This is a genomic window from Bacillus cereus group sp. BceL062 (assembly GCF_051780025.1).
GTDB lineage: Bacteria > Bacillota > Bacilli > Bacillales > Bacillaceae_G > Bacillus_A > Bacillus_A toyonensis.
The window spans coordinates 1-12678 of sequence record NZ_JBPWGY010000002.1; the positions used below are offsets into that span (position 1 = coordinate 1).

Genomic DNA, 12678 nt, shown 5'->3' on the forward strand with positions numbered 1-12678 from the left:
CACCGTGCGGGTTCGACCCCCGCCCTCGGCACCATATGCGCCCGTAGCTCAATTGGATAGAGCGTTTGACTACGGATCAAGAGGTTAGGGGTTCGACTCCTCTCGGGCGCGCTTTTATTAACGGGAAGTGGCTCAGCTTGGTAGAGCACCTGGTTTGGGACCAGGGGGTCGCAGGTTCAAATCCTGTCTTCCCGATTTTCCCAAAAACATGGGGCCTTAGCTCAGCTGGGAGAGCGCCTGCCTTGCACGCAGGAGGTCAGCGGTTCGATCCCGCTAGGCTCCACTTTATTTATTATATGTCTCGGAGGTATACCCAAGTTCGGCTGAAGGGATCGGTCTTGAAAACCGACAGGCGGTGAGAATCGCGCGGGGGTTCGAATCCCTCTACCTCCTCCATTTTCTTTTGAAATGGTTTAGCTACATATAATAATAAAATATTTATTTTCCTTCATGGAGGTATACCCAAGTTCGGCTGAAGGGATCGGTCTTGAAAACCGACAGGCGGCGAGAGTCGCGCGGGGGTTCGAATCCCTCTACCTCCTCCATTTTTAAAATATTATATTGTCGCGGGGTGGAGCAGTACGGTAGCTCGTCGGGCTCATAACCCGAAGGTCGCAGGTTCAAATCCTGTCCCCGCAACCAAATGGTCCCGTGGTGTAGTGGTTAACATGCCTGCCTGTCACGCAGGAGATCGCCGGTTCGACCCCGGTCGGGACCGCCATTTATGTTGGCTCGGTAGCTCAGTCGGTAGAGCAGAGGACTGAAAATCCTCGTGTCGGCGGTTCGATTCCGTCCCGAGCCACCATTTTTTTTATGCCGGCTTAGCTCAATTGGTAGAGCAACTGACTTGTAATCAGTAGGTTGGGGGTTCAAGTCCTCTAGCCGGCATCATTTAGGGGCATAGTTTAAAGGTAGAACTGAGGTCTCCAAAACCTCCAGTGTGGGTTCGATTCCTACTGCCCCTGTAAAGTATATGGGCCTATAGCTCAGCTGGTTAGAGCGCACGCCTGATAAGCGTGAGGTCGATGGTTCGAGTCCATTTAGGCCCACCATATATTTATTCCGCAGTAGCTCAGTGGTAGAGCTATCGGCTGTTAACCGATCGGTCGTAGGTTCGAGTCCTACCTGCGGAGCCATGGCCCGTTGGTCAAGTGGTTAAGACACCGCCCTTTCACGGCGGTAACACGGGTTCGAATCCCGTACGGGTCATAAAGAAAGAGTCAGCAATATGCTGGCTCTTTTTTATTGTGTATAATCCTCTTTTTTATCATCTTATTTTCCTCAAATAAATAAAGGGATTTAGGAAAAACTATGGTATGTATTAAAAGGAGGAGATAAAAAATGACGCAAGTTAGAGACTTTATGAGTACTCATATTGTACATTGTACACCGTTAGATAATGTATATGAGGCTGCTGTAAAAATGAAGGAAGAATCAGTTGGATTGATTCCTGTTCTTGAAAATGAACAAGTCGTTGGGCTTGTTACTGATCGAGATTTAGTTGTTCGAGGGATTGCTGAAAAACATCCTGGGTCTAATAAAATTACAAATGTAATGACGACAAACATTGTTTCGGTTTCTCCAGATGATTCTATTGAAAAAGCTACAGAATTAATGGCACAGTATCAAATTAGACGATTGCCAGTAGTTGAGGGCGGTCAACTTGTCGGGATGCTAGCATTAGGTGATTTAGCTATAAGAGAAGCGGCAGATGATCAAGCTGGGTTCGCTTTAAGTGAAATCTCGGAACGTACGGAATAAAGTTAAACTTTAATTAGTGAAAGTGTTATTGTCCGCAAATAGTGGGATAAATGATGGATAAAAATCAGATACATTATTCTAGTATATGTGGATTAAACTAATATATTAGCGTGATGTATCTGAGACATTATATAATAAGTACATAGTTAAGGTTTTCGACAGTTTATTTAAATTTTTCATTCCTAATTTTAAATAAGAGAAAAAGTGATATACTGATAGATATAAGTATTATGATAGGTTTTGAATATAACAATATTTATTTTTAGTGTTGTAATAATGAGTTAATATTTCCTACGTAGATAAAGTGAAACTTTAATTATTGGGGGTTTTGTCCATCCGCCAATGATTATTCGTTGAACCAATCGGGCTTTTACCGGCAGTTTTATTTCCCACCTAACTTCCTCGCATTCACTGGATTTTGAGGTGGGCGTCTTACTGCCCGGCAAATAGCGGGATAAAAAGGGAAGGGGAATTATATGAGGGCTGTACAGGGCGATCCAAATTGGAATTTGGTTACAGATACATATATAGAACCAAATAATTTTGCTGAATTATTATCTTTACTTGTACCTTGTCACCCAAAAGGTGAAGGAAAAGAGCGAACTATATTAGCATGGAAAGAAAAAGAATTTTATAAAGAAGAAAATTTAGCAGCAGTTATCGTTTATGGAATGAATAGAGTAAAGAATTTACCACAGTTTCATAAAGATGAAATTCCAACCTTAGTACGTATTCTTCGTTTATGCCAAGAGATTGGTTGGTATGAAGAGGCAAATACTTTTATGGTAACACAAGGGCTAGCTGAATTTGTCCAAACTTCATTGGAATATGAAACATGGGATCTTTTGACACAAGCAGTTGCTTTAAACTATTTAGTTATTAAATATCGTGTCGGGGAATTAACAGATGGGGATGTAGAAATTTGGGATAGAGTTAAATTTAATGAGAAATGTATAACAAATTGTAAACATCTATTATCTCAAAAAGAAATATTAGAGTTTACATTCTTCTATATGTGTAAGAGGGCTAAAGCACAGTCAAAAGAGCAGCTGAATAGTGATATGATGAGTCTAGCGATGTATTGTAATACTTTTGTGTATGATTTATATACACATGACTTGTTGCGAAAGTATCGTAAGTGTACAGATTTTCTATCATATTATGGACCTAGTCAAGTAGTTTTAGCTTGTCAAAGAGCTGTACTTTCTCAAATTTCAGATCGATTAGATCCACTAAAGACAACTCATGTAGATGATTATTTATATGTGATGAAAGAAATGATGGAACATATGACAATAGGTATAATGGATCGATATAACCATTTTATCGGAAAGTTATTATCATACGTGCCATTTTTCGAAATGATTCAAGTTCCACAGCATGCATATTATTGTGAAGAATTACTGTATATTTGTAAGGGCATTGAATATAAAGAGGAAATACTACGCAATTATATATTTATACAATTACATGATTGTTTACCGTCATTCTTTAAACTATTTCTTAAAAATAAGCGTTATGCGACGATTCATGATATTCTTTTCTATTGGTGTGACGATGAACAAAGAATGGGTTTAGAGAAAAAATATAATCTTAGTTTTATTTATGAAAAATATGCTTGTGGCTAAACAGTATTTTACATATGAAAAATTAATATAAATTAAAAAGGATCTCAATGTTATGTGAGATCCTTTTTTGTTAGTAAAACAAGGAGAAAGTGATTAAGATGAGAAATAACATTCCATATAGGAGAAGTTGTGCAGTATAACTTCCTTGTATACCAAAAAAAGTATTTAGTTTTTCGTATAAATTCAATATATATTTCATTGTGTTATCTTTGAAAGATTGGTACACAGTGTCTCCTCTTTCTAAGCTTCTTGTTCATGTTTTTTATTATTAGGGACATTAATGTATCTAGCTATGAATAATAAAACAGCCATAAAGAATACGGGAATTATAGTAGATAAATAAAAGCCATTACTAATAACATTTGTTATAAGGGCACTTAATAGAAAAATAGCATTATAAACATGGGCAACTTTTTGCTTTAGTCGCACTTGAAATGACTCCATCATAATTTCTAGAGCAACAAAAGCAATGATAATAGATAAAAATACAGTGTTTGTATTGTAAATTATTAAACAACAGATTAAACCTAAAAAGGCTAAGTATTCAATGAAGAGAGGTATATTGCGTGGCATACAATTTACCTAACTAAATACGGCAGTGGATTTACTGCATTTGTTTTTTCAAAATTCCATTCTCCATTATGTAATTCAAAATGGAGGTGTTGTCCGTATGAATGACCTGTGTTACCCATATGACCTAGTAATTGTCCAGTTTGTATTTGATCACCAGCTTGTACAGTGCGATCTTTCATATGAGCATAAACTGTTGTATATAATTTCCCGTTTATTTGATGGGCGATGAACACTACATTGCCATAACTAGCTGAATAATATGATTTAATAACTTTACCTGCAGCGGCAGCTTGAATGGAGACGTTACCTTGTGCTGCAATATCTATTCCATAATGCATTTGTTCCCAGCGTATATCAAAGGTTGAGCTGATTTTTCCTTGAGTAGGGAATTTGAAAACTGCTGGAATAGCTGAAGATTGAGCTGTTTGAGCTTGTGATTGCTGTTGATTTTGTACCACATAGTGTTTGGCCACATACCCGTATCCTGTGCCAAAACGAATTTTATACCAAGTTCCTACTGTTTCTACTACTTGTACCTGTGTACCGTTTTGTAAAGAACCAAGTAGAGTGCCATTTGTGCTAGCATTGCTACGTACATTTAATTTAGGTGTTGCAACAGTATATTTCGTATCATTTTGAACTGTGATTCCTTTTACTAAGGGCTGCGAACCATTAGATACGAATGCTTTTTGTACATAACCTGTTTGACCGTTATGTGAAATTTTATACCATTCGCCTTGTTCTCCTTGAATAGTCACGAACTTACCATTTGGTAATACATCTAAAATGGAAGATTCTAAATTAGGTTCAGAGCGAACGTTCAATGCATTAGCATTGACGATGTATTGATTAGTAGATTGAAGTTTGTTTTTTTGCAGAATAGCATCTTTTTGTACATAGCCTACTTTATTATTAACAGATACTTTATACCAATCCTTCGTTGTTTTAAGTATGTTAACTTTCGTATTAAAGCGAATTGTATCAAGGGATGTGCTATTTGTATTATCTTCTTTATGTAAGGCTACTTGATCGACTTTGACATATCCAGTTTTGACATTAGATAATTGTTCAGCGTTTGCTTTTTGTACATTTGTTTCGCCCATAGAAGGAAGTAATGAGGCGATTGCGACAGTAGTTGCTGTTAGAGCTGTAGCTTTCATATTCATATAATAGAGACCTCCTCTAGTTGTATAGTTAGTTGTAATTTTATTATAGTATAAAGATATAATATAGTGGGTGTATTCACATAAATGTAATATGAAATCAATATAAAAATAAATTTTTTCAGGATAATGATTCCTTTTTATAGAATTAATTGGGATTTTATTTTACGAAATAGAATAATAAGTATTATATAACCCTGTTATTTTGTTGACAATTAAGAAAATTAAAACAGTTGATGATGTCTTATTAGGGTGTTATACTGACAGTGATAATTTTATAGTTTGCTAGGAGAGCTGGTGTTGCCAGCTGAGAGTAAGACCTTAAGTCTTTGATCCTTTTCATTACCTGATCTAGATTATGCTAGCGTAGGGAAGCAATTCGGACACTAATGATGAGTCCCCGTTTCTTTGCGTATAGAAACGGGGCTTTTTTATTTGAAAATTTTATATTGAAACCACTAGGGGTGCTTTTCGTGCTGAGAGAGGAATAATCCTTAACCCTTACAACACCTGATCTAGGTAATACTAGCGAAGGGAAGTGGAACAACGAATAAACTATAATTTTATTTGTTGTAACCACTTCTGATTATAGAAGTGGTTTTTTATTTAGATACATATATTGAAGGGGGAAATAGAAATGAAATTTTGTAATAGATTGTTAGAAACTGTACAACCAGTTTGGGAGATGAGTCATAATCATCCATTTGTAGTAGGGATGGGGGATGGCACGTTAGAAAAAGATAAGTTTCAGTATTACATTATTCAAGATTATTTATATTTGTTAGATTATGCAAAGCTATATGCCATCGGTGTTGTAAAGGCAACGAATCCACAAGTAATGGGGAAATTTGCTGAACAAATTGATGGAATATTAAATGGAGAAATGACGATCCATAAACAGTATGCAAAAAGGCTTGGAATTTCTATAGAGGAGATAGAATCAGCAAAACCATCTGCTAAAAATTTAGCTTATACAAATTACATGATGTCTGTATCTCAAAATGGCACACTTGCGGAATTAATAGCAGCACTTCTTCCATGTATGTGGAGTTATTGGGAAATTGGAAAGCGTTTAAATGATATTCCTGGAGCGAGAGATCATGAGTTCTTTGGTGAGTGGATTCAAGGATATAGTTCTGAAGAATACGGTAACCTTTGTATTTGGTTAATAGATTTATTAGATGAAATGGCAATTGGAAAGTCAGAGCGAGAGCTAGAAAGATTAGAGGAGATTTTCTTATATTCCAGTCGATTTGAATATTTATTCTGGGATATGTCCTATCGTAAGGAGATGTGGGGATTTGAGGAGCAAGAACATACTACAGTTTCATAATGTTTCTTTTCATTATGATGAGAAGCCAATCATCGATGAATTAAATGCTTCTATACAAGAGAAAGAGTTTGTAAGCATTATTGGGCCAAGTGGCTGCGGGAAAAGTACTCTATTTCGCCTTATTACAGGGTTAGAAGAAGTTAGTACTGGACGGATAGAGCTGACAGAAACAAAAAGTCATCCTGTAGGGTATATGCCTCAAAAAGATATGCTCCTGCCGTGGAGAACAATTATTGAGAATGCTGCTTTGCCACTAGAATGTCAGGGTGTACAGAAGAAAGAAGCACAAGTAAAGGCAAAGGAACTGTTACATAAATTTGGTTTACAAGGATACGAGGGAAAATACCCGAAAGATTTATCTGGCGGTATGAGGCAGCGCGTATCTTTTATCCGAACATTATTAACAGGCGGAGAGATATTATTGCTAGATGAACCGTTTAGCGCATTGGACGCTTTAACGAAGGCATCTTTGCAAGAATGGTTGTTTGAACAATGGAAAGAGTGGGAAAAAACAATTTTATTTATCACTCATGATGTGGAAGAAGCGTTGTTTCTTTCGAATCGAATTTTAGTGGTGGAACAGCAGCCGATAACTACTTTGACTGAACGGATTGTGCCGCTTGATCATAACAGAACACGAAAAGATTTATATAAACCGGATGTGTTAGCGCTGAAAGATGAGCTTCTTAGTATGTTACAAAGGCAGGTACTCGTATGATGAACCGATTGAAAGAATTAGTTCCTGCCATTACACTTTCTAGCATTTTACTCGTTATGTGGGAAATAGGAGCAAGAATTGTAGATGAAATGTACATTTTACCGTCACCGTCAGCAATTGTAATGAAGATATGGAAACTAAAAGACATATTATTTACGGTTCATTTACCGGCAACGTTATACGTCGTTTTAATAGGTGTTGTTATTTCTATCGTATTAGGTGTAGGGCTAGCGATGTTAATGAATGCGAGTACATGGATGGAAAGGGCATTTTATCCATTATTAGTTGCCTCACAAACGATTCCCATTACAGCGCTTGCTCCGCTTTTCGTTTTATGGTTTGGATATACCATCTGGAGTAAGGTTGTTGTTACAGTTTTAATTACGTTTTTCCCTATTGCGGTCAATACGTATGACGGACTGCGTAGTACGAAAAAAGAATGGGAGGAGCTCTTAGTTACATATGGAGCAACGAAGAAAGATGTTTTTCTTAAGTTAAAGTTACCGTCTGCTCTTCCTTATTTTTTTTCAGCTTTAAAAATTGCAGTTCCGCTTAGTGTAATTGGGGCAGCAATCGGTGAATGGCTCGGTGCACAAGCTGGGCTTGGTTATTTCAGTAAGAGAATGATGACACAGTTAGATGGAGCTGGTGTATTTGCACCCATTGTATTGTTATCATTATTAGCTATTTTCTTCGTCATACTTATTTCCATATTAGAAAAGAAATTCATTAGTTGGAGGAAGCATTCATGAAATTTTTAAAACGCATCTTTGTGTTTACATTATTAGTTGCAATGATTGCAGGATGTTCGAGTAATTCAGCATCAGATAAAAGTAAAAAAGAGAAAGAAATAACGGTTATGCTCGATTGGTACCCAAATGCGGTACATAGCTTTATTTATGCAGCAATTGAAAAAGGCTACTTTAAAGAAGAAGGAATAAAGGTAAATATAAAATTCCCTTCTAATCCAACTGATCCATTAACTTTAGCTGCAGCAGGGAAAGTGACAGTTGGTTTGTATTATCAGCCAGATGTTGTTATGGCCAGAGCAAATGAACAAATTCCAGTGAAATCAATTGGAGCTGTCGTACGTTCACCGTTAAATCATGTCGTATCGCTGAAATCAGCAGGTATTCAATCACCGAAAGATTTAGAAGGAAAAACAGTAGGATATTCTGGAACTCCTTTAAGTGAAGCATATTTAAAAACGATGATAAAAGAAGCTGGTGGTAATCCTGATACGGTGAAAGTAGTTGATGTTGGCTTTGATTTAGTACCAGCGTTAATTACGAAGAAAGTGGATGCTGTAACAGGAGCATACATTAACCATGAAGTACCTGTTATGCGTCATGAAGGCCATGAACCAGCGTACTTTAATCCAGCAGAATATGGTGTGCCTAATTATCATGAACTGGTTTTCGTAACAGGTGATAAAACGTTGAAAAAAGATAAAGAAGCATTGCAAGCCTTTTTACGTGGGGCAAAAAAAGGGTATGACTTTATGAAGAAAAGCCCTGATGAAGCATTAAATATTTTATTAGATCATCAAGAAAAAGAAAACTTCCCGCTTGTACCAGAAGTTGAAAAAGAAAGCATGAAAATTTTATTAGAGAAGATGGAAACGAAAGATGAGCCATTTTTATCAGATTCAAAAGAGTCATGGGAGAAACAAAACAAATGGTTGAAAGACAAAGGAATGACGAAAGAAATTGTTCCTGCCGATGAATTATTCGAAAACATTTTAAAGTAGGCGAATGAATATGAAAAATGAGCTCCATGTAATCTCAAATGGCCATATGCCATTCGAAGAGTTAGTGAATGTAGCGATGCAAATTGAGAGTGAGATTGATTATTTGCATATTCGTGAGCGTGAGAAAAGTACGAAGGAATTATATGAAGGGGTGGAAAGTCTTTTGAAAAAAGGCTTTCCAGCATCTAAGCTTGTTATAAATGATCGAATTGATATTGCCATTTTATTAAACATTCCGCGTGTTCAACTAGGATACCGAAGCGCAGATGTAAGGTTAGTGAAAGAAAAGTTTTCTTATTTGCATGTCGGTTATTCAGTACACTCGTTAGAGGAAGCGATAGTAGCATTTAAAAATGGAGCGGATTCACTCGTTTATGGTCATGTATTTCCGACAGATTGTAAAAAAGGTGTGCCAGCGAGAGGACTTGAAGAAATTTCAGACATTGCAAGCTGTTTATCTATATCGATTACTGCGATTGGAGGAATTACCCCAGAAAACACAGTAGATGTTCTTACTAACGGTGTAAGCGGTATAGCAGTTATGTCCGGAATTGTAAGTAGTAGTAACCCATATAGCAAAGCGAAATCTTATAAGGAATCAATAAGAAAGTGGGCGGAAAAACATGTGTGAGAAGTATGATGTAGCGATTATTGGCGGTGGTGTAATTGGTAGCTCAGTTGCACATTTTCTAGCAGAAAGAGGACATAAAGTAGCAATTATAGAGAAGCAAAAAATTGCATCGGAAGCTTCTAAAGCAGCTGCTGGCCTGCTTGGTGTTCAAGCAGAATGGGATGCGTATGACCCGCTATTTGAACTTGCTAGAGAAAGCCGAGCTATATTTCCACAACTTGCAACAGTTTTACGTGAAAAGACGGGTATTGATATTGGATATGAGGAGAAAGGGATATATCGTATTGCACAAAACGAAGATGAGAAGGAAAGAATTCTTCACATTATGGATTGGCAACAGAAAACAGGTGAAGATTCATATTTTCTAACGGGAGACCATTTACTTGAAAAAGAGCCATTTCTATCCGAATCCATTATAGGAGCGGTATATTATCCGAAAGATGGTCACGTTATTGCACCAGAGCTTACGAAAGCATTCGCGCATTCTGCATCAATTTCCGGTGCGGATATATATGAACAGACAGAAGTGTTTGATATTCGTATTGAAAATAATAAAGTGACTGGTATTGTTACGAGCGAAGGTATAATCACATGCGAAAAAGTGGTGATTGCCGGTGGCTCATGGAGCACGAAGTTACTAGGTCATTTTCACCGCGAATGGGGTACATATCCAGTTAAAGGAGAAGTAGTAGCGGTAAGAAGTAGAAAACCACTTTTAAAGGCACCTATTTTCCAAGAAAGATTTTATATTGCTCCAAAGCGCGGCGGACGTTACGTAATTGGAGCAACGATGAAGCCGCATACGTTTAATAAAACTGTACAACCGGAAAGCATTACTTCTATATTAGAGCGTGCTTATACAATATTGCCAGCTTTAAAAGAAGCAGAGTGGGAAAGCGCATGGGCAGGATTAAGACCACAATCGAATCACGAAGCTCCTTATATGGGAGAACATGAAGAAATAAAAGGTTTATATGCTTGTACGGGCCATTATCGAAACGGCATTTTATTAAGCCCTGTTTCTGGTCAATATATGGCGGATTTAATAGAAGGAAAGCAGGAGAATCACTTGCTAGATTCATTGCTTTCTAAAACGGTTTAGAAAGGGGATGGAAGTTTGAATTTAAAAATTAATGGTAACCAAATTGAAGTACCAGAGAGTGTAAAAACAGTAGCTGAGTTACTTACACATTTAGAGTTAGATAACAGAATTGTTGTAGTAGAGCGTAATAAAGATATTTTACAAAAAGATGATCATACAGATACATCTGTTTTTGATGGAGACCAAATTGAGATTGTAACTTTCGTAGGAGGCGGTTGATTATGTTAAACATTGGACCATTGTCATTTCAGTCTAGACTTTTATTAGGAACAGGGAAATTCCCTGATTTTGACGTACAGCAAAAAGCAATTGACGCTTCTGAAGCTGAAATTTTAACGTTTGCAGTACGTCGTATGGATATATTTGATGCAAAGCAACCTAATTTATTAGAGAAGCTTGATGTGAAAAAATATACGTTATTACCAAATACAGCTGGAGCAAAAAATGCTGAAGAAGCTGTTCGTATTGCAAAATTAGCAAAAGCTTCAGGGCTTTGTGACATGATCAAAGTTGAAGTTATTGGTGATGATAGAACGTTGTTACCTGATCCAGTAGAAACGTTAAAGGCATCTGAAATGTTACTAGAAAAAGGGTTTATCGTACTTCCGTACACATCTGATGATGTTGTATTAGCACGTAAATTACAAGAACTAGGTGTGCATGCAATTATGCCAGGAGCATCACCAATCGGTTCAGGGCTTGGTATTGTAAATCCGTTAAATTTAAGCTTCATTATTGAACAAGCGACAGTACCGGTTATCGTTGATGCAGGTATTGGTAGCCCAGCTGATGCAGCGTTTGCGATGGAATTAGGAGCAGATGGTGTGTTATTAAATACGGCTGTATCAGGAGCAAAAGATCCTATTAAGATGGCATACGCAATGAAGTTAGGTATTGAGGCAGGTCGCATAGGCTTTGAAGCGGGGCGTATTGCACGTAAACGTTGTGCAACTGCAAGCAGTCCTTTAGAAGGAATGAGTGTAGTTGAATAATCGATATTCTCGCCAAGAACTATTTTCTCCAATTGGGGAAGAAGGGCAGCAAAAGATAAGAGAAAAGCATGTGCTTATTATCGGCGCAGGCGCACTTGGTAGTGCAAATGCAGAAATGTTTGTAAGAGCTGGTGTTGGGAAGATAACAATTGTTGACCGTGATTATGTCGATTGGAGTAATTTACAAAGACAACAATTGTATGCAGAGAGCGACGTGAAAAATAATCTTCCGAAGGCTATAGCGGCTAAAAAGCGTTTAGAAGAGATTAATAGTGATGTAACAATAGAGGCCCTCGTTCAAGATGTAACAGCTGAGGAGCTAGAAGAACTTGTTACAAACGTTGATGTAATGATTGATGCGACTGATAATTTTGAAACACGTTTTATTGTGAATGATATAGCACAAAAATATTCTATTCCATGGATTTATGGTGCATGTGTAGGCAGTTACGGTCTTTCTTACACAATTCTTCCTAGTAAAACACCATGTTTATCATGTTTATTACAATCGATTCCGCTTGGCGGGGCGACATGTGATACAGCGGGTATTATATCACCTGCTGTATCTCTTGTCGTTTCTCATCAAGTAACAGAAGCTCTTAAACTGTTAGTAGAAGATTATAAATCACTTCGAGATGGACTTGTATCGTTTGATACGTGGAAGAATGAGTATTCATGTATGAATGTGCAAAAACTTCGCAAACATAATTGTCCTTCGTGCGGAGAGAATGCATTATATCCGTATTTAAATAAAGAGAACACATCGAAAACAGCAGTTTTATGCGGGAGAAATACAGTTCAAATTAGACCACCTCATAAAGAAGAAATGGATTTTGAACAATATAAACAGCTACTAGAAGGCCGTGTGAATGATTTAAATGTAAATCCATATTTACTATCTTTCTCTGTTGAAGAAAAGAGGTTAGTTGCCTTCAAAGATGGCCGTGTACTTGTACATGGAACGAAAGATATAAGCGAAGCAAAGACGATTTATCATCGCTATTTTGGATAGAAAAGGATGAGTGAG

13 protein-coding genes, 13 tRNA genes and 2 riboswitches are annotated in these 12678 nt (G+C 37.2%); of the genes, 24 read left to right on the forward strand and 2 right to left on the reverse strand.

The window, feature by feature from the left end:
• Positions 1-37: 37 nt before the first annotated feature.
• From ACS2MN_RS05070 to ACS2MN_RS05140, 15 genes are all read left to right on the forward strand, one after another.
• Positions 38-111, forward strand: a tRNA-Arg gene (locus ACS2MN_RS05070).
• Between the two features lie 10 nt (positions 112-121).
• Positions 122-195: transfer RNA gene (locus ACS2MN_RS05075), tRNA-Pro, on the forward strand.
• A 15-nt stretch (positions 196-210) separates the two neighbouring features.
• Positions 211-283 (forward strand) — tRNA-Ala (locus ACS2MN_RS05080).
• A 20-nt stretch (positions 284-303) separates the two neighbouring features.
• A tRNA-Ser gene (locus ACS2MN_RS05085) sits at positions 304-396 on the forward strand.
• A 56-nt stretch (positions 397-452) separates the two neighbouring features.
• A tRNA-Ser gene (locus ACS2MN_RS05090) sits at positions 453-545 on the forward strand.
• Between the two features lie 20 nt (positions 546-565).
• Positions 566-642 (forward strand) — tRNA-Met (locus tag ACS2MN_RS05095).
• 3 nt (positions 643-645) lie between these two features.
• Positions 646-721 (forward strand) — tRNA-Asp (locus ACS2MN_RS05100).
• A gap of 8 nt (positions 722-729) precedes the next feature.
• Positions 730-805: transfer RNA gene (locus ACS2MN_RS05105), tRNA-Phe, on the forward strand.
• Positions 806-815: 10 nt separating this feature from the next.
• Positions 816-888 (forward strand) — tRNA-Thr (locus ACS2MN_RS05110).
• 6 nt (positions 889-894) lie between these two features.
• Positions 895-965: transfer RNA gene (locus tag ACS2MN_RS05115), tRNA-Trp, on the forward strand.
• Between the two features lie 10 nt (positions 966-975).
• Positions 976-1052 (forward strand) — tRNA-Ile (locus ACS2MN_RS05120).
• A gap of 9 nt (positions 1053-1061) precedes the next feature.
• Positions 1062-1136: transfer RNA gene (locus ACS2MN_RS05125), tRNA-Asn, on the forward strand.
• Position 1137: 1 nt separating this feature from the next.
• Positions 1138-1209 (forward strand) — tRNA-Glu (locus ACS2MN_RS05130).
• Between the two features lie 132 nt (positions 1210-1341).
• Positions 1342-1761, forward strand: coding sequence for a CBS domain-containing protein (locus ACS2MN_RS05135; protein WP_000195540.1), 420 nt, complete (start codon positions 1342-1344; stop codon positions 1759-1761).
• Positions 1762-2237: 476 nt separating this feature from the next.
• On the forward strand, positions 2238-3389 hold the full coding sequence (locus ACS2MN_RS05140; protein ID WP_001203043.1) for a DUF3965 domain-containing protein: 1152 nt from the start codon (positions 2238-2240) through the stop codon (positions 3387-3389).
• Positions 3390-3629: 240 nt separating this feature from the next.
• Here the strand turns inward: ACS2MN_RS05140 and ACS2MN_RS05145 are convergent, their stop codons facing one another.
• Both ACS2MN_RS05145 and ACS2MN_RS05150 read right to left on the reverse strand, forming a co-directional pair.
• On the reverse strand, positions 3630-3962 hold the full coding sequence (locus ACS2MN_RS05145; RefSeq protein ID WP_001137815.1) for a hypothetical protein: 333 nt from the start codon (positions 3960-3962) through the stop codon (positions 3630-3632).
• Between the two features lie 5 nt (positions 3963-3967).
• Positions 3968-5128 carry an SH3 domain-containing protein gene (locus ACS2MN_RS05150; protein WP_001056044.1) on the reverse strand — a complete coding sequence of 387 codons (1161 nt, stop codon included), beginning with the start codon at positions 5126-5128 and terminating at the stop codon, positions 3968-3970.
• Between the two features lie 274 nt (positions 5129-5402).
• Positions 5403-5515, forward strand: a riboswitch (TPP riboswitch).
• Between the two features lie 60 nt (positions 5516-5575).
• Positions 5576-5679: riboswitch (TPP riboswitch) on the forward strand.
• An 83-nt stretch (positions 5680-5762) separates the two neighbouring features.
• On the opposite strand from ACS2MN_RS05150, the gene tenA reads away from it, so the two are divergent.
• The 9 genes from tenA to thiF are packed head-to-tail and all read left to right on the forward strand — an operon-like array spanning position 5763 to position 12663.
• On the forward strand, positions 5763-6458 hold the full coding sequence (gene tenA / locus ACS2MN_RS05155) for a thiaminase II (protein ID WP_000666918.1): 696 nt from the start codon (positions 5763-5765) through the stop codon (positions 6456-6458).
• Positions 6427-7176: an ABC transporter ATP-binding protein gene (locus ACS2MN_RS05160; protein WP_001256784.1), complete on the forward strand. Its 750-nt coding sequence runs from the start codon at positions 6427-6429 to the stop codon at positions 7174-7176. Before tenA ends, ACS2MN_RS05160 begins: the two co-directional genes overlap by 32 nt.
• Positions 7176-7928, forward strand: coding sequence for an ABC transporter permease (locus tag ACS2MN_RS05165; protein WP_002059286.1), 753 nt, complete (start codon positions 7176-7178; stop codon positions 7926-7928). The genes ACS2MN_RS05160 and ACS2MN_RS05165 overlap by 1 nt, the downstream gene beginning before the upstream one ends.
• Entirely contained in the window at positions 7925-8926 is a 1002-nt protein-coding gene (locus ACS2MN_RS05170; protein WP_000670425.1) for an ABC transporter substrate-binding protein, read from the forward strand. Before ACS2MN_RS05165 ends, ACS2MN_RS05170 begins: the two co-directional genes overlap by 4 nt.
• A gap of 10 nt (positions 8927-8936) precedes the next feature.
• Entirely contained in the window at positions 8937-9557 is a 621-nt protein-coding gene (gene tenI, locus ACS2MN_RS05175; RefSeq protein ID WP_000787163.1) for a thiazole tautomerase TenI, read from the forward strand.
• Positions 9550-10659 carry a glycine oxidase ThiO gene (thiO, locus tag ACS2MN_RS05180; protein WP_000333289.1) on the forward strand — a complete coding sequence of 370 codons (1110 nt, stop codon included), beginning with the start codon at positions 9550-9552 and terminating at the stop codon, positions 10657-10659. Before tenI ends, thiO begins: the two co-directional genes overlap by 8 nt.
• Before the next feature lie 15 nt (positions 10660-10674).
• Entirely contained in the window at positions 10675-10878 is a 204-nt protein-coding gene (gene thiS / locus ACS2MN_RS05185) for a sulfur carrier protein ThiS (RefSeq protein ID WP_001049505.1), read from the forward strand.
• Between the two features lie 2 nt (positions 10879-10880).
• A complete protein-coding gene (gene thiG / locus ACS2MN_RS05190; RefSeq protein ID WP_098805959.1) occupies positions 10881-11651 on the forward strand; it encodes a thiazole synthase in 771 nt (256 codons plus the stop codon).
• Positions 11644-12663 (forward strand): thiazole biosynthesis adenylyltransferase ThiF, encoded by a 1020-nt coding sequence (thiF, locus tag ACS2MN_RS05195; protein ID WP_103591326.1) that lies wholly within the window; start codon positions 11644-11646, stop codon positions 12661-12663. Before thiG ends, thiF begins: the two co-directional genes overlap by 8 nt.
• Positions 12664-12678 lie beyond the last annotated feature (15 nt).

Coding starts and splice junctions, on each gene's coding strand:
- thiO (WP_000333289.1), top strand. CDS start 9,550: ATGTGTGAGAAGTATGATGTAGCGATTATTGGCGGTGGTGTAATTGGT.
- tenI (WP_000787163.1), top strand. CDS start 8,937: ATGAAAAATGAGCTCCATGTAATCTCAAATGGCCATATGCCATTCGAA.
- ACS2MN_RS05135 (WP_000195540.1), top strand. CDS start 1,342: ATGACGCAAGTTAGAGACTTTATGAGTACTCATATTGTACATTGTACA.
- thiG (WP_098805959.1), top strand. CDS start 10,881: ATGTTAAACATTGGACCATTGTCATTTCAGTCTAGACTTTTATTAGGA.
- ACS2MN_RS05170 (WP_000670425.1), top strand. CDS start 7,925: ATGAAATTTTTAAAACGCATCTTTGTGTTTACATTATTAGTTGCAATG.
- tenA (WP_000666918.1), top strand. CDS start 5,763: ATGAAATTTTGTAATAGATTGTTAGAAACTGTACAACCAGTTTGGGAG.
- ACS2MN_RS05150 (WP_001056044.1), bottom strand. CDS start 5,128: ATGAATATGAAAGCTACAGCTCTAACAGCAACTACTGTCGCAATCGCC.
- ACS2MN_RS05165 (WP_002059286.1), top strand. CDS start 7,176: ATGAACCGATTGAAAGAATTAGTTCCTGCCATTACACTTTCTAGCATT.
- ACS2MN_RS05145 (WP_001137815.1), bottom strand. CDS start 3,962: ATGCCACGCAATATACCTCTCTTCATTGAATACTTAGCCTTTTTAGGT.
- ACS2MN_RS05140 (WP_001203043.1), top strand. CDS start 2,238: ATGAGGGCTGTACAGGGCGATCCAAATTGGAATTTGGTTACAGATACA.